The sequence below is a fragment of the Streptomyces lunaelactis genome, from assembly GCF_003054555.1.
Lineage (GTDB): Bacteria > Actinomycetota > Actinomycetes > Streptomycetales > Streptomycetaceae > Streptomyces > Streptomyces lunaelactis.
Map to the genome: position 1 here is coordinate 6,975,901 of NZ_CP026304.1, position 18,685 is coordinate 6,994,585.

Below are 18,685 nucleotides of genomic sequence, written 5' to 3' on the forward strand. Positions count from 1 at the left end.
ACGGTGCTTGCCCGGCGCGGGGGAGATTACCGCCCGGTAGCGGGGGTTGTGGAGGGGGAGGCGCGCATCGAGTCCTTTCCGTTGCTGGTCAACGCACCGACGCCGGGCAGCCCGGCAATGGGGCTCGGGACCGGAAGCAGCGGCGCTTCCGGTTCCGCGCCGCCGCCCGCACTCTTGGAAGGCGAGGGTGAAGAGGTGGGCGTCGGGGAGGACTTGGGTCCGCCGTCCCGGTCGCCCGGGCGGGCAGGAGCTGCGGAGGAGACCGGATGCCGAGACGTGTCCGACGGCTTCGGCTTCGGGCGGACGGCCGGTCCGGAACCGTTGTCCGGCACGACCCGGTGACCTTCCAGGTAGTACGCGAACCATGCCCTGACCGTGCGCACATACGCAGTGGAGTGGTTGTAGCCGAGGATCGCGCGGTCCAGGTCCGCCGCGTCGGACAGATCCCGCCCGCCCGCGCACAGATAGCGCCCCGCTGCGAGGGACGCGTCGTAGATGTTGCCCGGATCGCGGTGTCCGTCGCCGTTGCCGTCGGAGCCCCAGGCGGCCCAGGTTGACGGGATGAACTGCATCGGGCCGACGGCACGGTCGTACGCGACGTCCCCGTCGTACACCCCGCTGTCGGTGTCCCTGATGGCGGCGAACCCGTTGCCGTCGAGCCGCGGGCCGAGGATCGGTGTGAGCGTCGTGCCGTCCGCGGTCACCCGGCCGCCGTGCGCCTGCCCGGACTCGACCTGGCCGATCGCGGCAAGCAGCTGCCAGCGCAGCCAGCAGTCTGGCCTGCTGTCCGCGAGTCCCTCCTCGGCGTGCAGGTACGCGGCCAGGACGGTGGCCGGCAACGCGCCGCCGACCGGTCCGCCGGAGCCCTCCGCGCTTTCGGTGCCGCCTGCCGCTCCGCGCGTCCTCAGCGGCGGAAACTCGGTGCGGTAAGGGGTGTCGCCGGAGACGCTCGGACCCGGCGGGGCCGGGTGAGTCTTCGCCGGAGCCGAGGCGCGTGCCGTCGGTCCCGGGGCCTGCGAGGCGGTCAGTGCCGCCATGGCCGCCGTAACGACCGCTGTCGCCTTGACACCTCCGCGCTTGCGTCCTGTCATGATGCAGACCCCTCCCAGTGCGGCTGTTGCGCGGCGTTTCTTCACCTGCTCTACGCGGCACCGGCGCAGGTCCGTCGCAGGGAGTCGTACCTTTTCCGTGCCGGGAGGGCCGACGACGGCGCGCGAGCGCGCGGCTAACGTGGGGGCATGGAGCGATTGCGGGTGGAGTTCACCACCGAACCCTTCGACCTTGACGAGGCGCCCGCCCACGCGGTGGTCGCCCGCGAGGTCATCCAGGCGGCCGAGCTGGACGCCGTGGACGTAGGCCCGTTCGGCAACACCGCGGAAGGCAGCGCGGACGCGGTGCTCACAGCCGTGGACGCGCTGCTGCGCCGGTCCCTGGAGGCCGGTGCCACGCGGGTCTCGTTGCAGGTGAATGTGATCGGGGAGGGGGAGAAGTGACCGAGCCCGGAGACCACCCCCTGGTCAGCGCCGTGAAGCCGCTGGTCGACGCGATGGGCGCGGAGATACTCAGGCCGGACCAGGCCGACCCCGACGATGTGGTGCTCGCCTGGGAGGGCGAGGACGTACTCGCCGTACGGCTCCCGCAGCTCTCGGACTCGCTGGACCACATTCTGGCCGCGATGGAGCGGCGGCACGGCATGCCCCTGGCGGAGCTGGACCGCAAGACGAAGCAGTTGGTCGTACGGACCCTGGAGGCGCGGGGCGCCTTCTCCGTACGGCACGGCGTGGAGACGGTGGCCGGCGCCCTGGGGGTCAGCCGCTTCACCGTCTACAACTATCTGAACAGGGAAAACGCCGCCAAGGACAGCTGAGCACGCGCAGTCGCGAGCCGTCGTCCGGTGTCCGGGCGACGGCTTTCGTGTTGCCGAGTTTTCAACAAAGTGTTGACGCAATGTTGCCGGAGGGCGTTAGCTGTCCGCAGCCCGTCCAACGCACAGCGAAAAACAGCCACGGAGGCTCCCGTGACTTCGAGTCCGACGACACCGGGCCTCGCCCGGTTCAACACCTCACAGGACAGTGCGGCGCTGGCCGCCCTGCACGAGGTGTGTGCCAGTTCGGCGTGGGGGAGCAAGCTTCTCGCCCAGCGCCCGTACGCCACCGTGGAAGCCCTCTTCGACGCAAGCGACGCCGCCATGGCCGAGCTGAGCGACGAGGATCTGGCCGAGGCGATGGCGGGGCACCCGCCGATCGGCCGGCCGAAGCCGGGTGACCCGACCTCGTCCCGCGAACAGCGGGGCATGGCCGGTGCCTCGGAGGAGCTCAAGGCCGAGATGCTCGAACTGAACCTGGCATACCAGGACCGGTTCGGACATGTCTTTCTGATCTGCGCCACCGGCTCCACAGGTGAGCAGATGCGCGACGCGATGAGGACCCGGATCGGGAACTCGCCCGAGCAGGAGCGCGAGATCGTGCGCACCGAACTCGGGAAGATCAACCGCATCCGGCTGACCCGTCTCGCAGAAGAGGACCAGGACTGATGAGTACCGAGACCACCGCGTCGGTGTCCACGCACATTCTGGACACCAGCGTCGGACGCCCCGCCGGGGGTGTCGCCATCTCGCTGTCGGCCCGTAGCGGCTTCGACGGCGACTGGGTGGCGCTCGGCGGCTCCGCGACCGACGCGGACGGGCGCTGCAAGGACCTGCCGGCGCTGCCGGAGGGCACCACCCACGTACGCCTCGACTTCGAGACCGAGACGTACTTCTTGAATGAGCACAGTTCGAAGAAGCAAGCCGAGGCGCAGCAGGACGCCCCCCGCGTAAGGGACAGCGGTGCGTTCTTCCCGGAGGTGGCGATCACTTTCGCCGTCCGGCCGGGCGAGCACTTTCACGTACCGCTGCTGCTCAACCCGTTCGGCTACTCCGTTTACCGAGGGAGCTAGCAGACATGCCCACGATTCTCGGCCAGAACCAGTACGGCAAAGCAGAGAACCGCGTCGTCAAGATCACGCGGGACGGCGACACCCACCACATCAAGGACCTCAACGTCTCCGTCGCCCTCTCCGGCGACATGGACGACGTCCACTACTCCGGCTCCAACGCCAACGTCCTGCCGACCGACACCACCAAGAACACGGTGTACGCGTTCGCCAAGGAGTACGGCATCGAGTCGGCCGAGCAGTTCGGCATCCACCTCGCCCGTCACTTCGTGACCACGCAGGAGCCGATCCACCGGGCGCGCATCCGCATCCAGGAGTACTCCTGGGAGCGGATCGCCACCTCCGACGCCAATTCCAAGTTCATCGGCTCGGACGAGGTCAACCACTCCTTCGCCCGCAAGGGCCAGGAGCTGCGCACCACCCAGATCACCTTCGACGGTGAGACGTGGGAGGTCATCTCCGGTCTCAAGGACCTCACCGTCATGAACTCCACCAACTCGGAGTTCTGGGGTTACGTCAAGGACAAGTACACGACGCTGAAGGAGGCGTACGACCGCATCCTGTGCACCGACGTCGCCGCCGCCTGGCGTTACAACTGGACCAGCGACGGAAACCGGATGCCCAACTGGGAGAAGTCGTACGATCAGGCCAGGAAGCACATCCTGCAGGCCTTCGCCGAGACGTACTCCCTCTCGCTGCAGCAGACCCTGTACCAAATGGGTTCGCGGGTGATCAACAGCCGGAGCGAGATCGACGAGATCCGCTTCTCGCTGCCGAACAACCACCACTTCCTGGTCGACCTCGAGCCGTTCGGGCTCAAGAACGACAACGAGGTCTACTTCGCGGCCGACCGGCCGTACGGCCTGATCGAGGCGACCGTCCTGCGGGACGGCATCGAGCCGAAGATCCCGGTCGACATGACCAACCTCTGACCGTCGCCCCCCGAGGGCGACAGCCTCGACAACCTCTGACGCGCGCGCCGGCGTCACCCTCCGGGACGGCAGTCCCGTTCCGGAGAGCCCGGAGGTGAGCGGGGGCATCTGCGCAACACCTGCGCGCAGGTCCGCGATGATCGCGAAGGTCCGCGATGATGCGGTCGTACGTGCAGCACGGACTCGGTCGTCACCCCGCTCGGCCCCCGGGTCCGTACATCCGAGTGGAAGAACGAGGAACCGCCATGGCGGCTTCGCGCATCGTCATCGAGAACTGTGCCATCGCGACCGTGGACGCTAACGACACCGAGTACGCATCGGGTTATGTCGTCGTCGCGGACAACCGGATCGAGTCCGTGGGAGCGGGCACCGCACCCGCAGGCCTGGAGAACGTCGTCCGCCGCATCGACGGCACCGGCCACCTCGTCACCCCCGGCCTGGTCAACACGCACCACCACTTCTACCAGTGGATCACCCGCGGTCTGGCCACCGACCACAACCTCTTCAACTGGCTGGTGGCGCTCTACCCGACGTGGGCGCGTCTCGACGAGCCGATGGCCCGCGCCGCCGCGCAGGGCTCCCTCGCCATGATGGCCCGCGGCGGTGTCACCACCGCGATGGACCACCACTACGTCTACCCGCAGGGCTCAGGCGACCTGTCCGGCGCGATCATCGGCGCGGCGAGCGAGATGGGTGTCCGCTTCACCCTCGCCCGCGGCTCCATGGACCGTGGCACCTCGGACGGCGGCCTGCCGCCGGACTTCGCCGTCGAGTCCCTCGAAGGCGCGCTCGCCGCCACCGAGGCGACCATCGACAAGCACCACGACGCCTCCTTCGACGCGATGACCCAGATCGCCGTCGCGCCGTGCTCCCCCTTCTCCGTCTCCACCGACCTGCTCAGTCAGGGCGCCGAGCTGGCCCGCCGCAAGGGCGTGCGGCTGCACACCCACGGTTCGGAGACCGTCGAGGAGGAGGAGTTCTGCAAGGAGCTCTTCGGGATGGGCCCGACCGACTACTTCGAGTCGACCGGCTGGCTCGGTTCGGACGTATGGATGGCCCACTGCGTCCATATGAACGACTCGGACATCGCCGCCTTCGCCCGTACGGGCACGGGCGTCGCGCACTGCCCGTCGTCCAACGCCCGCCTGGCCGCCGGTATCGCCCGCGTCCCGGACATGCTGAAGGCCGGCGTGCCGGTCGGCCTCGGCGTCGACGGCACCGCCTCCAACGAGTCGGGCGAGCTGCACACCGAGCTGCGCAACGCGCTCCTCATCAACCGGCTCGGCCCCCACCGCGAAGCCGCTCTCAATGCGCGCCAGGCGCTGCGCCTCGGTACGTACGGCGGCGCCCAGGTCCTCGGCCGTGCCGACCAGATCGGCTCCATCGAGGCCGGCAAGCTCGCCGACCTGGTGCTGTGGAAGCTGGACACGCTCGCACACTCCTCGATCGCCGACCCGGTGATCGCGCTCGTCTTCGGCGCGGCAGCTCCCGTCACGCTCTCCCTCGTCAACGGCAAGACCGTCGTCGAGGACAACCACCTGACCACGGTGGACGAGGACGCCATCGCCCGCTCCGCGCGGGACGAGGCACAGCGCCTGGCGCGGATCGCCGCCCAGGGCTGACCAGAAGAAGTCCGGTCGAGGGGGACGGCCCTCGACCGGCGGCCATGGACCCGAGCGGGGTCCATGGCAGCCGTCACCGGGAGGTGCGGCACCGCAATCGGTGCCGCACCCCCCGGGACGGTGACTCGTGTCTTCACACCCCAGAAGCCGGGCTCACCGCTGCACGATTCGCACCACCTCCCTGATACCCACGTCACCGCCGACGTGTACCCGACCGGAGGAACTACCCGTGGCCGCACAGCCCAGGTTTCCGAAAGATGCAGTCGCAGTACCGGAAGTCGAAGTACCGGAGGGGACGCACCCGGTCGATGAGACCCTGCCTCCTCTGAAGATGTTCACCAGCGGCCTTCAGCATGTGGCCGCGATGTACGCCGGCGTGGTGGCCCCGCCCATGATCGTGGGGCCCGCCGTGGGCCTCAGCGCCAAGGAAACCGCCTTCCTGATGGGCGCGAGCCTCTTCACGGCCGGCATAGCCACCCTCCTTCAGACCCTCGGCTTCTGGAAGGTCGGCGCCAGGCTCCCGTTCGTCAACGGAGTCTCGTTCGCCGGTGTCACTCCGATGATCGCCATCGGCAAGGACCGGGGAGCGGACGGCATCACCGTCATCTTCGGCGCGATCATCGTCGCCAGCGTGCTGGGCTTCGTCCTCACGCCGTACTTCTCGAAGCTGGTCCGCTTCTTCCCGCCCGTCGTCACCGGCACCGTCATCACCTTGATCGGTGTCTCGCTGCTCCCGGTGGCCTTCAACTGGTCGCAGGGCGGCAACTCCACGGCCTCCGACTACGGTTCGATGAAGAACATCGGCATGGCGGCCCTCACCCTGGTGATCGTGCTCGCCCTGCGCAAGATTCTGCGCGGCTTCCTGCAGCAGATCGCCATCCTGCTCGGACTTGTCGCGGGCACGGTCATCGCCGTACCGCTGGGGATGACCAGTTTCGACGCCATGAAGAACGCCGATCTGGTCGGCTTCCCCACGCCGTTCCACTTCGGCGCCCCGCAGTTCGAGATCGCCGCGATCGTCTCGATGTGCATCGTGATGCTGGTCTGCATGACCGAGTCCACCGCCGACATGCTCGCACTCGGCAAGATCGTCGACCGGCCGGCGGACGAGCGGACCATCGAGGGCGGACTGCGCGCCGACACCCTCGGCAGCGCCATCAGCCCGCTCTTCAACGGCTTCATGTGCAGCGCCTTCGCGCAGAACATCGGCCTGGTGGCGATGACGAAGGTACGGAGCCGGTTCGTCGTCGCAGCGGGCGGCGGCATCCTGATCCTGCTGGGCCTGTGCCCGGTCGCCGCCTCCGTGATCGCGCTCGTCCCGCTGCCGGTACTCGGCGGCGCGGGCATCGTGCTCTTCGGCTCGGTCGCAGCCAGCGGCATCCAGACGCTGGCCTCGGCGGCCCTGGAGAAGGGCGAGAACGCCCTGATCGTCGCGGCCTCCGTCGGCATCGGACTGATCCCGATCGCCGCGCCGGAGTTCTACCACGCCTTCCCGAAGGACGCGCTGGTCGTGCTCGACTCGGGCATCTCCACGGGCTGCATCGTGGCGATCGTCCTCAACCTGGCCTTCAACCACCTTGGGAAGAAGGCGGGTTCGGAGGAGGAGCAACTGCTGGACGGGACTGGGATTCCGGCCCAGGCCGCAGTGCACTGATGCCGTCTGTGTGACATGGCCGCCTGGCAGCAACCGAGGCGCGTGAGCAGCAACCGGGGCGCGAAGGCAGCAACCGAGGAGCGAAGGCAGCAACCGAGGCGCGTACGGCACCCGCCAGTGCCGTGCGCGCCTCGGTCGTACTACGGGGTGTGCGGCGTCAGTCGATGTGGAAGCTGTCGCCGTACACCTTCCAGTCCAGCGGCGTGTTCAGGTTGAAGTTGTTCTTCTTGACGAAGACCCGCTGGGCCGTGTCGACCCGGCTGGTGTCCTCGTGCGCCTCCTCCTGCTTCATCGCCCAGACCCGGGCGTCGAGGAAGGCGTTCAGATAGGTCTTCTCGTTGCCGCCCTGGGCCGGCGGCTTGGCCTTGGCGAGGGCCCTCTTGCGGATGTTGCTGAAGCTGGTGCTGTCGCCGCCGTCGCCGTGCATCACGATGGCGTCGTAGTAGATGAACTGGCCGAGCACGCCGATGCCGTCGCTCTTGCCCCGCTTGACGGCCGGGTTGAAGTAGACGCGGTCGCGCTCGTCGTTCTGAGCCTTCTTGAACTCGGAGTCCTGGGCCGCCTTCACCCAGTCCTTGGTGTAGTTCGGGTCGAGACCGGCGTGCGAGTCGCTGCCGTCGACCTCGCGCAGCGCGGGCAGGTACTTGGCGAGTACGTTGCCGGGCTTGCGGTCGGTGTAGAGCTCGACCAGCTCCAGCATGTCGTGCGTGCCGGAACAGAAGCCGATGATCCCGGCGGTGTAGCCGCGACCGTCGCCGATGTCCTCGATGTACTTGTACTGGGCCTTCCAGTCCAGCGAGGAGTTCTCCGCGCTGGACACGATCTTCATGGCGATTTCCTTCTTCGCCGGATCGTCGAGCCCGACGGCCGCCGGAGCGGGGGCGGCGGCGGCCGTCTCCGGTCCGGCGGGCTCGGAGGCCGAGGCTGCCACGGCGGTGGCCGGTACGGCGACCAGCGTCAGGCCGAGCAGCACACGGGGGAGGAATCTGAGCGGTCGAGCCGAACGTATGTGGGGGGCTGGCACCTGGCCTCCATAGGGTGTTCGTCGTTCCGGTGTTCTGTTAGGAAGCTTTCCTATCAGAGTGCCGGAGTGACGTACACCCCTTCCGCGTGCGGAAGTTGAGCCCTGGGACAGTCCTGCGGCAGCCCCGCGACGGCCCTGGGACGGCCCCGCGACGGCTGAGCGAGGACGTCAGTCCAGCAGCTCGGAGCTGCTCGCCGGCTCCACGCGCGGCTGTCCGTTGAGGCGGTGCCGTTCGATGGACGAGCGGCGGTAGACCTCCTCGCGCACCCGCTGGATCTCGCCGATCGGCCGGTGGTCCTCGCGCGTACGCCAAGGGGTGATCGACGTACCGTCCGCGGCGGCGAGGTTTTCCTCGCCCCCGATGTCCTGCCGCGGAATGGCGATATGTGCGACGGTCACCCACGGCGAGAGCTGCTCGGGCCACTCCACCGATGTGTTGTCCACCGGCATCCGCGTCAGATCGGTGTTGAGCTGCACCTGCAACTCGAACCCGTGGTCCCGCTCACCGGCCTCCGCCACCAGCGTGTTGCGGAAGGCCTCGCCGTCCGCGCGCACATCGACCGCGAGATGAGCGACGGGCGAGACGGGCACCGTCCGCACCTTGGCGATGTGGTCGCCGTACCGGAAGGCGCCCATGCTGTTGTACGCGTACGAGAGCAGGTTCTGCCGAGGAACCTGGGTGAACGACAGCATGGCGAACAGCTCGTCCCACAGCCACTCGTCCGACGTCCTGAGCGTCCCGCGCCTGGTGAGGAACTCTCCCATCCAGGACTTGCGCCGCGCGGGGTTCACCAGCGCGTCCGGCAGCTCGCCGAACAGCTCCTCGATGACCATGTAGTCGTACGCGGTATTGGCGAAGAAGACCTTGTTGTTGATCAGGTTGAGGTCGAAGGTCGTCGCCTCGGCCTCGTCGGAGAGCAGCGATTCTCCGGGCACCCCGAACATCTTTATGCCCATGCCGCAGGCCGCGCCCAGCAGAGAGTCGGCCCGCAGATGCCCGAGCCCGTTGGAGTAGCGGACGACCGCGTCGTACGCGCCGGTCCGGGCGAAGATCCCCTGGGCGTAGGACTCCGGCAGCTCACCCACTGTGACCGTGGCCTTCATCAGCCCGTACGTCTTGCCGTGCGCCGTCCTGACCGCGCGGCCGACCCCCTGCCGCTCGACGGAATCGCGGGTGCGACGGCCGACATTGCGCACCACCTCGTCCAGCTCCTGCTGATAGGTGGGTCGTTCGACGGGGGTGTACGTCTCGTACCTGACGAATTCCATGGCGGGATCTCCTTTGCCGCGTCGTGCGCGCCTGTCCGGTGCGTACGTCCCACGAGAAAGGTAGCCTGCAATTAAATTGTGCACAATGTAACTGAGTGTGTTGGACCCCACGTCGTATCGCGGAGTCGCCGCCGTCCGCCGTCCGCCGGCCAGGCCTAGGGCAGGTCAGTCCCCCGGCCGCCAGTCGGGCCTACGCCCGCTGAACCCGACGACCTGGTCGAGCAGAGCCGCACTGTCCGGCACCTCCACGACAGGGCCGAACATCCCGTCCCCGCTCGGGTCGTCCCCGGCCGGCTTCATCAGCTCGTACGAGACCTGAAGGCTCGCCTCGCCGGGCGCGTACTCCTGCCCGGTGGCGCGGGCCAGATCCCAGCCGTGGACGACGAGTTCGTTGATGGCGACCCGTCCGGCGATCGCCGCCGGGAAGGTGACACCCCCCGCCTGCGTGTCGCCGTCCCACGCGCCCGGTGTCTGCCAGGCCTCCGCCAGCTCGTCCAGCCGCTGCGGAAGCACGGTGCGCCAGTCGTCATCGAGGACCGGCAGCACGGACCCCGGGTCCGTCCCGGTCGTCGGCCCGAGATCCTTCCGCGCGGCGTCCCGGAAGGCGGTGGACAGCCCGACGAGATGGCCCAGCAGCTCCCGTAGGGCGTACTTGGGACACGGCGTCGGATCCCCGAGCCGCTCGTCGCCGACGCCGTCGATCAGCTGCGCCACCGCGCGGGCGGCGGGGTGGAGGTCTGGGGAGGGGTTTTGTGTGTTGTCCATACAGAGGCAGACCGGACCCGCCGCCGAAACTCATCGCCCGCTGTCAGCTGCCCCGCTTCGGGCCGATCACCAGCTGGTGCTCCTGGTCCCCGTGGCCGAGCTTGCGGAAGCCCTTGTCCTCCACGGTGAAGTGCTCCCGGAGGCCGAGGACGAGGCGCTCGACGTCCTTCGGGCGACCGTAGGCGAGCGCGGGGACGGCTTCGGAGAGCAGCACCGGCTCGCTGAGAAGGCGCTGCTTCCGTACGTCGAAGGACAGGGTGGACACCGCGGGGCCGTCGTCCGAGACGATCCGGCCGGCCCCGAGCAGGGCCGGGGTGAAGATCGCGCACAGCGTCTCGTAGACGAGACCCCCTGCCTGAGTGGGGTCCATGTGCACCCCGACCGTTCCAGGTGCGCGGTGGTGTGCGGACTTCCTGTCCTTCAGTGGATGCCGCATGTCTCCAGCATCTGGCCGATGGCACCCACCCGCCCGGCGGGCAGCTCCCCGGATGCCCGAGGAAGCGCTCCGGCGTGAGATCGGGACGCCCTCAGAAAGACGTCTCCCGCACGCTGGCCCGGTCCGAGGGAACGGTCGATGCCGTGATTTCCGAGCGATGCCGGTCGCCCGCGAACGTCACCGTCAGAGTGTCCGGCGCACTCTGTGTGGTGCTCGCCGTGAAGCCCTGGTTCGGCACCGCCGAGATGAGGCACACCCCGCCGCTTCCGTAGCGCACGGTGGCCTTCCCTCCCTGGGACGTGATGGTGTGCACGCCCGAGCCGCCCTCCTCGCAGCCCTCGCCGCCCGAGTTCGCCCCGGACTGCTCCTGTGAAGGCGGGGGAGTCGTGCGGGCCACGGGCGACGCTGTGGGGGGTCTCTCGGTCTTCCTGGGCGGCTTCGGCCTGGGCGTCGACCGGCTCGGGGTGGGCTCGGGGCTCGGGGAGGCGCTGGGAGTCGCCGGGGCCCGCGGCGAGGCGGCGGCGAAATCCTTCGGCGCCGACTGCGCGACCGGCGCCGTCGGCCTGGTCGAGCCCACCACGAAATGGACCGTGATCATGACGGCCGTCACGCTGGCCGCCGTGCAGGACAGCCAGATGAGCACGTAGCGCAGGTACCGGGACACGACACCATCTTGGCGGACCCGCTAACGTGCCTGCTCATGGCCTCCGTACTTGTCGTCGAGGACGACCCAGTCATCCGGGCCGCGCTGATCGAGGTCCTCACCGGACACGGGTACGCGGTAAGGACCGCTCACCAGGGTTTCGAGGCGCTGCGGCAGATCACCCAGGGCCCGCCCGACATCGTCGTACTCGACCTCGGACTCCCCGACCTGGATGGTCTCGACGTGCTGCGGATGATCCGCGGCATCTCACGCGTACCCGTACTCGTCGCTACGGCCCGTGACGACGACACGGAGATCATCAGGCTCCTCAATGCCGGAGCCGACGACTACATGGTCAAGCCCTTCTCGGGCGGCCAGCTCGCCGCCCGGATCGCGGCCGTACTGCGGCGGTCCGGGCCTGGCGCGGACGACGGCGACCGGCAGCCGGTCCTCCAGGTCGCCGGTCTCAGGATCGACCCGCTGGCCCGAACCGTGCACCTGGACGGCGGCGAACTCTCCCTGACCCGGCGGGAGTTCGACCTGCTCGCCTACCTCGCGCGCAACGCCGACCAGGTCATATCCCGGCAGCGCATACTCGCCGAGGTCTGGCAGCAGCCGTATCTCGAGGACCAGACGGTCGACGTCCACCTCTCGGCACTGCGCAGGAAGCTGGGGGAAAAGGCCGCTCATCCGCGCTATCTGCACACGGTGCGCGGTATCGGGATCAAGCTGGTCGCGTCGCCGTCATGAGACGTGCCCTCGCCGGGATCTCCCTCGCCGCGACGCTGATGATCGCGCTGTCCTTCCTCATCCCGCTCGCCCTGCTCGTACGCGAACAGGCCCGGGACCGGGTGACCACCGCCGCCGAACAGCGTGCGGCCGCCCTCGCCCCGGTACTCGCCCTGACCACCAGGCCGGCCGATGTACAGCAGGCCGTCGCGGGCGTGGGCTCGGACGACCGGCTCGCCGTACGGCTCCCGGACGGCCGGCTCGTCGGCACTCCGCATGCGCCGCCGGAGGCGCTGGACCGCGCGGTGGGCAAACGGGAGACGCTGGCGCTCGACACCGACGAGGGATGGATCTATCTCCAGCCCGTCGTCCTGGACCGGAACCGGGTGGCGGTCGTCGAGGCCTACGTACCCGCCGGGGATCTGACCCGGGGCGTCGGGGCCTCCTGGGGCGTCATGTCGCTGCTCGCGCTCGGCCTGGTGGGTGGCTCGGTGCTGGTCGCCGACCGAATGGGCGCCCGGGTCGTCCGCTCCACCAGGAGCCTGAAGCGTGCCTCGCTGGCCCTGGGATCGGGGAACCTCGACATACGGGTGGAACCGGACGGTCCGCCGGAATTGCAGGAAGCAGGGGCTGCATTCAACACCATGGCCGACCGGGTCGTGGAACTGCTCGCCATCGAACGGGAGATGGTCGCCGACCTCTCGCACCGGCTCAGGACCCCGCTGACCGCGCTGTACCTGGAGGCGGACCTGCTGGGCGGTTCACCGGGCGCCCGGCGGATCACGGAGGCCGTCACGCAGCTGGAGGGCGAACTGGACTCGATCATCACCGCCGCCCGCACCCCGCTGGCCGCCGGCCCGGCTAACGGGGCAAAGCCCGCCCGTCCGAGCGAGGTGACCGAAGTGGTGGCGATGCGGCTCGACTTCTGGTCGGTGCTCGCCACCCAGCAGGACCGGCTGTACGAACGCTCTTTCACGCCGCGCCCGACGCCCGTACGGTTCCCGGAGGACGACCTCGCCGCGGTCGTGGACGCGCTGATCGGGAACGTCTTCCGGCACACTCCGCAGGGCACCGCCTTCGCCGTACGCGTGGAGCGCACCGACCGCCATGTGCTGCTGATGGTGGAGGACGCGGGTCCCGGCGTTGCCGACCCGGACGCCGCGCTCACCCGGGGCGTCAGCGTCGGCGGCTCCACGGGCCTCGGCCTGGACATCGTGGCGCGGGCGGCCCGCGTGGCGGGCGGGGAGCTGGAGATCACCCGCGCGCCGATGGGCGGGGCTCGGGTGCGGGTGTCGTTCGGGCTGGCGGGCGAGGAGCGGTAGCGGGTCCTCCCAGCTCCTACCGGCTTGCGCCGAAGTTCTGCGTCCACCAGGGGCCGCCGTCCCCGAAGTGCACGCCGATGCCTATCTCCTTGAACGAGCAGTTGAGTATGTTGGCGCGGTGGCCGGGACTGTTCATCCAGGCGTCCATGACGGCGGCCGCATCGGACTGCCCGCGGGCTATGTTCTCGCCCAGCGTGGACCAGAGATACCCGGCGGCGTCGACGCGGCCGGACATCGTGGACCCGTCGGGTCCGGTGTGGGACATCACGCCACTGCGGGCCATGACGTCGCTGTAGTCGTCCGCGGCCTCGGTCAGCTTCGCGTTCGACGTGAGCGGCGAACAACCGGCGGACGCGCGCTCTTTGTTGACGAGCGTGAGGACTTGAGCCTCGGCGCCGTTCGAGGACCCCGACCCCGCGCCGGAACCGGAACCGCCGGAGGACGAGGCTGAACCGCCAGCACCTCCGGACCCACCCGTTCCGCTCCCGCTCCTGGCCTGGACCGTGGGCTTCGGCGCGGTCTTGGGACTCGCCGTCCGCTTCGGCTTGGCGGAGGCCGGGAGGGAGGCGGACGGGCTCGTCGAGGCGACCGTCTTCGGGCTCCCCGAAGGCGATGCGATCGGCGACGCGCTGCCCGCCGCTGCATTGTCCTCGCCCTGCCCGGCGACGTCACCGGCGGCGTTCGTCTCCACCTGGCCGGCCGCCTTGCCGTCGTTCCCGCCGCCTGTGGCGAGGGTGACGCCGACACCCGCGGTGACGGTGATCACGCCCAGGGCCAGCACAACGCTGCGTGCCCGCTTCCCGCCCTTGGGGCGGGCGTGAGAACGGGAGTTCGGGCCATCGGCTCGTCGGGAACCCATACGTGCAACACCTCGGAAGGAAGACGGCTGAGCAGGCGAGATCCCGGCGGACGCAGCCGCGCCCACCGGGATCACGGTGGGGGGTTGACGAGAGCGTAAGCCGGTCCGAACGTCGAAAGACCCCGAGAAAGGGCTTCTTCAAGAAGCCATAAGAAAGCCATCAGACTCCCACCAGGTACGCCGGGCAGGCCGCGGGGCGACGTGTCCGGTCCACCCCGCTTGTGGGCAGGCGCAGCCTGTGGCGTATAGGTCTGGACCATTGCTGTCCGTCGCGGAGGTCTGATCGTGCAACGTCCCCCCACACTCCCCGCGTTGGCCTGCGTGTCATGTGGGAGCAGGCAACCGACAACAAGGCGGTTACTGGGTATGAGGTGTTCCACCAGGGCGCCAAGGTCACGTCGCTGCCGGGCGGCAAGCACATGGTCGACATCGACCGGCTGTCCCCGTCGACGGCCTACATCTTCACCGTCCGCGCAAGCGACTCCGCCGGGGACCTCTCCGCGCCCAGTGCCGCCGTGCCCGTCACCACCCCGGCCCCCACGCCGGAGGACCACAAGGCGCTCTGGCGTCCCGTGAAGCTGAGCGGCCGGGCCGAGGGGAGTCGCGCGGCGGCCCCTGTCCTGGGGGCGCGCCGCCGACGACATGGGCGTCACCTCGTACGAGGGGAAGGGGCCCAGCACCGCGCCCACCGATTTCAGGCCGTCGTTCGACGCTCGCAGTGAATTGCCGGGCGAGACGTGGCCGGGCATACGTATGGTGCCCTCTGCTCACCCGAAAGCGACTGTCTGGAAGGAGGTTCCTGTGCGCAGTGGGCAGCGGGTCTGGACGCTCGTCGAGGTGCGGGGCGGTCCTGGTGAATGGCGAGGCGCAGAGGAGGCTTGGAACCGGGAAGAATGGGACTTCACCGACGAAGGGCTGCGCGGTGCGGGATGGACGGCCGGAGTCCTGACCGAGGACCCGTTGTCCCGAATCTATGCCGTCGAGGTTCGAGTGGGGGGAGCGGCGCCGCGAGCCGAGAGAGAAGCCGAGTGGGCGGTGGCCCGCCTTGCGGACGTGTCGGCGATCGAGATGTATCCCCGGATGCCGGTGCGATGGGACAGAGACAGGGAGCTGTTGCCCCGGTGGCGCGTACTCACCACCGATCACCGTCCGCCCGAAGCCGACGAAGAGCCGTCTACCTGGCTGGCTCGACGGCAGCGGCAATGGCGGCGCCGAGCCGTGCGTCTCACCGAGTGGACAGGCCGGTACGACACCGGTGAGACGGTCCTCGGGTCGGCTGAAGAGGCCCTGGCCCTGGCACGTACGGGCTGGCCGCACCGTGACGCACCGCGTACCGATGTCGCTGTACGCCCACTGGACGGCCGGGACGGACGGCCGACTGTCGCACGGAGAACTGCAGATCTTGACAGGCGACTGACGCAGATTCTGGGTCTTGTGGTCCTCACCGGCTGCGGGGCGGCGGTCGCGAAGGGCACGCAGGGCCCTGTGTTCTGGCTCTGGGTCGTCAGTGCGGCGACGTCCTTCTGCATCGCCTGGTGGCTCGGCGGAAGGCTGGAGCAGGTAGGCGGCGAGACGATCGGACGGCTGCTCGTCGCCCTGCTCGGCGTGTATGTCGTCGGCGTCTTCCTTGGCTGGTCGCTGGACGAGGCTTCGGGCCTGTCCCGCGCGCAGGCTCTGTTGCTGCCCGTGTTCGTGGCCGTGGCTGTCGGTATGAGTCTGCTTGTCCGGAGCTGGACGAGCAGCACGCACATCGCCTGGGTGGGGCCGGCCGTGGTCGCCGTGCTGGTGCCGGTTCTCGCTGTTACCGGCAGGCTGTTGCACTGGATGTACGGCGACGAGCTCGGACTGAGCACGAGCGAAATGGATGTGTCGGGGATCTGGCAGGCGGCGTCCGCGCTGAAGCTGCTGACGCCGATGAGTGCGCTGCTCCTCGTTCCTTCGGCGTGGGCCATCGCACGGCATTGGCATCTGGTACGCCACGGCGGACGATTCAGCGCCGTGGTTTTCGCCGTGGTGGCCCTCCTGTTGGCACTCAACGCGGGAAGTCTGGGCCTGGAATCTCCTCAGCGCGCCGCAGACGCGGTCAAGGCTGTCGCCCGTCAGGGCGGAGGCACGCCACCATCATATTTTGGCGTCGAGCCCGAGTGGATCTGCTTGACACCGACGGTTCCTGAGACAGAGCTGAACACACAGGGCGGGATTCTGAAGCCGCGACGCCCCTACGTCACGTTCGGCACGACACAGGACGCGGTCGTGGTCTGGGACGCGGACCACGACCGGAAGTTGCTCGTGCCGGTGGAGCAGGTCCGGACCACGCCCGCCGACACGCATGCGGCGCGGGCGTCCTGCCGCGCGGAACTCCGGGACTGACGCATCAGGCGTAGCTCAGTTCCTGATGGCGACCACGGCCCAGCCCGTCTTGCCGGGAGCGCCGGGAGCGCCGGGAGCGCCGGTACGCGGGGTGACGCCCCAGTCGGCGGCGAGCGCGTCGACCAGGAGCAGTCCGCGACCCGACTCCTGCTCCAGCGACCTGAGTGGGAGAGCCTGATCGCGACAGGGCCGCTGCTCGGCGCGAGTCTCGGTGATGTCGATGCGCAGAGCGGCCGGGCTCGCGGCGAGGCAGAGGTGGAAGTCCCGCCCGGGTACGTGCCCGTGACGCACGGCGTTCGCGACGAGCTCGGCTGCGATCAGCGTGACCGTCTCGTTGGCGGTGGAGTCGTACGGGTGACCCCACTCGTGGAGACGGAGAGACGAGCCGGCGGGCGAGCCGTGCGCCGCGGGCCGTCGAGGTGAACCGCATCGTGAACTCGTGAGTGGTGGCGGGATCGTTAACAAGCCTCGCGGGCGGGGTGGTTGCCGGGTTCATGCGTCCAACATTTCCGCGTAGTTCACTGCGTTGACCAGCAGTGACGCGCTGACTGTCAGGCGGTGTAGCGGGCCGCCGCGCGATCGGGCTGTCTCACGAGCTGGATCGGCAGAAGGGGATGGCCGGAGACGACGACGCGGGCCGCGACTTCGCAAAGGTCTACAAGTCCGCCGCCTCAACCACACTCGACCAGATGGGCTTCAGTTCCTATCTGTTGGGCGAGTCCGGCAGAGGGTTGATGCGCACGGCACGCGAGTTCATGGCCACAGAGAGCAGCATCGCGTCAGCGATCCTGGGCAAACAGATCGACTTGACGGCAGGTATGGGGGATCCGGGGGCGGACTGTCCTGAGAACTACCTGGGGCTCGGCCGGGAATTGCCCGAGGTGGTCGGTGAGACATCCGGTCTCGAACAGTACGGAACGAATGATCGCTTCCGTGGGTCGCCGGAGAAAATTCGGGACGTGGCCGGCTCGTGGCGCCACGCCGGAAAACTGATGCTGCGCTTCCTCGAGGATGCCCAGGCCTTCGCATCGACGGCCGACAAGGCGCACTCCGGTGAGGCAGCGGATGCCTTCCGTACCTACTTCACCATGTGCGTGGGTAGGACATGCCCGCTCGAGCGTGCCCAGCCGGACGAGCCTCTCGTGACAAATCTGGTAGCGGCATGCAACCAGCTCGCCAAGGCGTGCGACCGGTATGCCGACCACGTCGAAGCCGCCAAGAAGCAGATCCAGCAGAACAAGCTGGACCTGTTCCACGTCGAAATGCCGTGGGATGCCCCGAGGTTCGGTGGGAACGGAGACGACGGCGGTCTCCATGCCGCCGTGCTGGAAGATCCATGGATTCACCAACTCGGCGATATCGCTCACGCCCTCGACGTGTCGGAGAATCGCGTCAAGTTGCCCGACGGCTCGGACGACCCTCGCGGGCCCGGCATACCCTTCCTGCCCCCGCTGATTCGTGTACCGATCCCCGTGCCACTGAGACTTGCCGCCTACACTGGCCAGCCACCTGGCATTGTGCCTATGGGCAGTGGGTACGACCCGACGCTCAACCGCGACCCCTTGCCACCGGCCCCTGGCACCACCCGCATCCTTACCCCTGGCGAACAGAGCACATTCCGTACCTGGGTCAACTCCCTGCCGCCCGGAGGCTTTGCCGGCGGCGGCGGCCCGAGCCACCCGGACAACGCCTATCAGATGCGTGTGGCCGGCTACCCGGAACGTGAGGTGCCACTGCCCGCCGCGGCAACCGGAGCGAGTGGCAGGGGCCTCATGGTCGACGGCATGCGTCCCATGGACGGATACGCGATCGAGGCCAAACACGTGCGTGAACCCGATTGCAAGAAGACCTTCCGGGACCTGGACCAGGTCGACAAGACCCTCGGGACCCCGCCCAAGATCGACGAGAACGGAAAAGTAAAGTTCGACCCGCACCGTGACGGCATGTACGTAAAGGACGGGAACGAAATGGCGCGCTACCGTGCAGCGCTCTCCGATCCACGCAACGACGAGATACGCGGCTTCGAGATCATCACGAACGACCAGCGATCCGCTCCCTACTGGCAGAGCATGATGGCCATGAGCGGAGTAACAGGCACCGCACGCTACGTGCCGTAGAAGTACGGA

General features: G+C 68.7%; 21 protein-coding genes. 13 read left to right on the forward strand and 8 right to left on the reverse strand.

Annotation, left to right across the window (positions count from 1 at the left end):
• Positions 1–26: 26 nt before the first annotated feature.
• A complete protein-coding gene (locus tag SLUN_RS31865) occupies positions 27–1,091 on the reverse strand; it encodes a lytic transglycosylase domain-containing protein (protein ID WP_108153399.1) in 1,065 nt (354 codons plus the stop codon).
• A 147-nt stretch (positions 1,092–1,238) separates the two neighbouring features.
• Between SLUN_RS31865 and SLUN_RS31870 the strand changes: the two genes are divergently transcribed.
• From SLUN_RS31870 to SLUN_RS31900, 7 genes are all read left to right on the forward strand, one after another.
• A complete protein-coding gene (locus SLUN_RS31870) occupies positions 1,239–1,493 on the forward strand; it encodes a thiamine-binding protein (RefSeq protein WP_108153400.1) in 255 nt (84 codons plus the stop codon).
• Complete coding sequence (locus tag SLUN_RS31875; RefSeq protein WP_108153401.1) at positions 1,490–1,867, forward strand: helix-turn-helix domain-containing protein; 378 nt, start codon at positions 1,490–1,492, stop codon at positions 1,865–1,867. The genes SLUN_RS31870 and SLUN_RS31875 overlap by 4 nt, the downstream gene beginning before the upstream one ends.
• 150 nt (positions 1,868–2,017) lie before the next feature.
• Positions 2,018–2,533, forward strand: coding sequence for a 2-oxo-4-hydroxy-4-carboxy-5-ureidoimidazoline decarboxylase (gene uraD / locus SLUN_RS31880; protein WP_170146627.1), 516 nt, complete (start codon positions 2,018–2,020; stop codon positions 2,531–2,533).
• Entirely contained in the window at positions 2,533–2,937 is a 405-nt protein-coding gene (uraH, locus tag SLUN_RS31885) for a hydroxyisourate hydrolase (protein WP_108153403.1), read from the forward strand. Before uraD ends, uraH begins: the two co-directional genes overlap by 1 nt.
• 5 nt (positions 2,938–2,942) lie before the next feature.
• On the forward strand, positions 2,943–3,866 hold the full coding sequence (pucL, locus tag SLUN_RS31890; protein ID WP_108153404.1) for a factor-independent urate hydroxylase: 924 nt from the start codon (positions 2,943–2,945) through the stop codon (positions 3,864–3,866).
• 245 nt (positions 3,867–4,111) lie between these two features.
• On the forward strand, positions 4,112–5,488 hold the full coding sequence (locus tag SLUN_RS31895; protein WP_108153405.1) for an 8-oxoguanine deaminase: 1,377 nt from the start codon (positions 4,112–4,114) through the stop codon (positions 5,486–5,488).
• 229 nt (positions 5,489–5,717) lie between these two features.
• A complete protein-coding gene (locus tag SLUN_RS31900; protein WP_108153406.1) occupies positions 5,718–7,142 on the forward strand; it encodes a nucleobase:cation symporter-2 family protein in 1,425 nt (474 codons plus the stop codon).
• 157 nt (positions 7,143–7,299) lie between these two features.
• Here SLUN_RS31900 and SLUN_RS31905 read toward each other — a convergent pair whose 3' ends face one another.
• The 5 genes from SLUN_RS31905 to SLUN_RS31925 all read right to left on the reverse strand — a co-directional run bounded on the left by SLUN_RS31905 (position 7,300) and on the right by SLUN_RS31925 (position 11,033).
• Positions 7,300–8,166 carry a chitosanase gene (locus tag SLUN_RS31905; protein ID WP_257153835.1) on the reverse strand — a complete coding sequence of 289 codons (867 nt, stop codon included), beginning with the start codon at positions 8,164–8,166 and terminating at the stop codon, positions 7,300–7,302.
• Positions 8,167–8,334: 168 nt separating this feature from the next.
• Complete coding sequence (locus SLUN_RS31910) at positions 8,335–9,435, reverse strand: catalase family protein (RefSeq protein WP_108153407.1); 1,101 nt, start codon at positions 9,433–9,435, stop codon at positions 8,335–8,337.
• A 165-nt stretch (positions 9,436–9,600) separates the two neighbouring features.
• Positions 9,601–10,200 carry a TIGR03086 family metal-binding protein gene (locus tag SLUN_RS31915; protein WP_108153408.1) on the reverse strand — a complete coding sequence of 200 codons (600 nt, stop codon included), beginning with the start codon at positions 10,198–10,200 and terminating at the stop codon, positions 9,601–9,603.
• Between the two features lie 43 nt (positions 10,201–10,243).
• On the reverse strand, positions 10,244–10,636 hold the full coding sequence (locus SLUN_RS31920) for a hypothetical protein (RefSeq protein ID WP_159100361.1): 393 nt from the start codon (positions 10,634–10,636) through the stop codon (positions 10,244–10,246).
• Between the two features lie 91 nt (positions 10,637–10,727).
• A complete protein-coding gene (locus SLUN_RS31925) occupies positions 10,728–11,033 on the reverse strand; it encodes a hypothetical protein (protein ID WP_254709839.1) in 306 nt (101 codons plus the stop codon).
• Between SLUN_RS31925 and SLUN_RS31930 the strand changes: the two genes are divergently transcribed.
• Genes SLUN_RS31930 through SLUN_RS31940 form a run of 3 tightly spaced genes read left to right on the forward strand, consistent with a single transcriptional unit; the run spans position 11,023 to position 13,330 of the window.
• Entirely contained in the window at positions 11,023–11,283 is a 261-nt protein-coding gene (locus tag SLUN_RS31930; RefSeq protein WP_159100362.1) for a hypothetical protein, read from the forward strand. The genes SLUN_RS31925 and SLUN_RS31930 overlap by 11 nt on opposite strands.
• Positions 11,284–11,336: 53 nt before the next feature.
• The gene (locus tag SLUN_RS31935) at positions 11,337–12,029 is read left to right on the forward strand and encodes a response regulator transcription factor (RefSeq protein WP_170146628.1); all 693 of its coding nucleotides are present in this window, start codon (positions 11,337–11,339) and stop codon (positions 12,027–12,029) included.
• Positions 12,026–13,330: a sensor histidine kinase gene (locus SLUN_RS31940; protein WP_108153412.1), complete on the forward strand. Its 1,305-nt coding sequence runs from the start codon at positions 12,026–12,028 to the stop codon at positions 13,328–13,330. Before SLUN_RS31935 ends, SLUN_RS31940 begins: the two co-directional genes overlap by 4 nt.
• A 16-nt stretch (positions 13,331–13,346) precedes the next feature.
• Here SLUN_RS31940 and SLUN_RS31945 read toward each other — a convergent pair whose 3' ends face one another.
• Positions 13,347–14,189 (reverse strand): CAP domain-containing protein, encoded by an 843-nt coding sequence (locus SLUN_RS31945; protein WP_108153413.1) that lies wholly within the window; start codon positions 14,187–14,189, stop codon positions 13,347–13,349.
• 326 nt (positions 14,190–14,515) lie between these two features.
• On the opposite strand from SLUN_RS31945, the gene SLUN_RS31950 reads away from it, so the two are divergent.
• Both SLUN_RS31950 and SLUN_RS39660 read left to right on the forward strand, forming a co-directional pair.
• The gene (locus SLUN_RS31950) at positions 14,516–14,911 is read left to right on the forward strand and encodes a fibronectin type III domain-containing protein (RefSeq protein ID WP_159100363.1); all 396 of its coding nucleotides are present in this window, start codon (positions 14,516–14,518) and stop codon (positions 14,909–14,911) included.
• A 79-nt stretch (positions 14,912–14,990) separates the two neighbouring features.
• Positions 14,991–16,559, forward strand: a complete 1,569-nt coding sequence (locus SLUN_RS39660; protein ID WP_159100364.1) for a hypothetical protein — start codon at positions 14,991–14,993, stop codon at positions 16,557–16,559.
• Between the two features lie 15 nt (positions 16,560–16,574).
• On the opposite strand, the gene SLUN_RS31960 is transcribed toward SLUN_RS39660, so the two are convergent.
• On the reverse strand, positions 16,575–16,850 hold the full coding sequence (locus tag SLUN_RS31960; protein ID WP_306610723.1) for an ATP-binding protein: 276 nt from the start codon (positions 16,848–16,850) through the stop codon (positions 16,575–16,577).
• A 323-nt stretch (positions 16,851–17,173) separates the two neighbouring features.
• On the opposite strand from SLUN_RS31960, the gene SLUN_RS31965 reads away from it, so the two are divergent.
• Positions 17,174–18,676 (forward strand): restriction endonuclease fold toxin-2 domain-containing protein, encoded by a 1,503-nt coding sequence (locus SLUN_RS31965; protein WP_108153416.1) that lies wholly within the window; start codon positions 17,174–17,176, stop codon positions 18,674–18,676.
• Positions 18,677–18,685 lie beyond the last annotated feature (9 nt).

Bases quoted from the DNA above. Each gene is read 5' to 3' on its own strand.
- SLUN_RS31865 (WP_108153399.1), bottom strand. From the start codon at position 1,091: ATGACAGGACGCAAGCGCGGAGGTGTCAAGGCGACAGCGGTCGTTACG.
- SLUN_RS31895 (WP_108153405.1), top strand. From the start codon at position 4,112: ATGGCGGCTTCGCGCATCGTCATCGAGAACTGTGCCATCGCGACCGTG.
- SLUN_RS31920 (WP_159100361.1), bottom strand. From the start codon at position 10,636: ATGCGGCATCCACTGAAGGACAGGAAGTCCGCACACCACCGCGCACCT.
- SLUN_RS31940 (WP_108153412.1), top strand. From the start codon at position 12,026: ATGAGACGTGCCCTCGCCGGGATCTCCCTCGCCGCGACGCTGATGATC.
- SLUN_RS31870 (WP_108153400.1), top strand. From the start codon at position 1,239: ATGGAGCGATTGCGGGTGGAGTTCACCACCGAACCCTTCGACCTTGAC.
- SLUN_RS31945 (WP_108153413.1), bottom strand. From the start codon at position 14,189: ATGGGTTCCCGACGAGCCGATGGCCCGAACTCCCGTTCTCACGCCCGC.
- SLUN_RS31935 (WP_170146628.1), top strand. From the start codon at position 11,337: ATGGCCTCCGTACTTGTCGTCGAGGACGACCCAGTCATCCGGGCCGCG.
- SLUN_RS31915 (WP_108153408.1), bottom strand. From the start codon at position 10,200: ATGGACAACACACAAAACCCCTCCCCAGACCTCCACCCCGCCGCCCGC.
- SLUN_RS31910 (WP_108153407.1), bottom strand. From the start codon at position 9,435: ATGGAATTCGTCAGGTACGAGACGTACACCCCCGTCGAACGACCCACC.
- uraH (WP_108153403.1), top strand. From the start codon at position 2,533: ATGAGTACCGAGACCACCGCGTCGGTGTCCACGCACATTCTGGACACC.
- SLUN_RS31965 (WP_108153416.1), top strand. From the start codon at position 17,174: ATGGCCGGAGACGACGACGCGGGCCGCGACTTCGCAAAGGTCTACAAG.
- pucL (WP_108153404.1), top strand. From the start codon at position 2,943: ATGCCCACGATTCTCGGCCAGAACCAGTACGGCAAAGCAGAGAACCGC.
- SLUN_RS31950 (WP_159100363.1), top strand. From the start codon at position 14,516: ATGTGGGAGCAGGCAACCGACAACAAGGCGGTTACTGGGTATGAGGTG.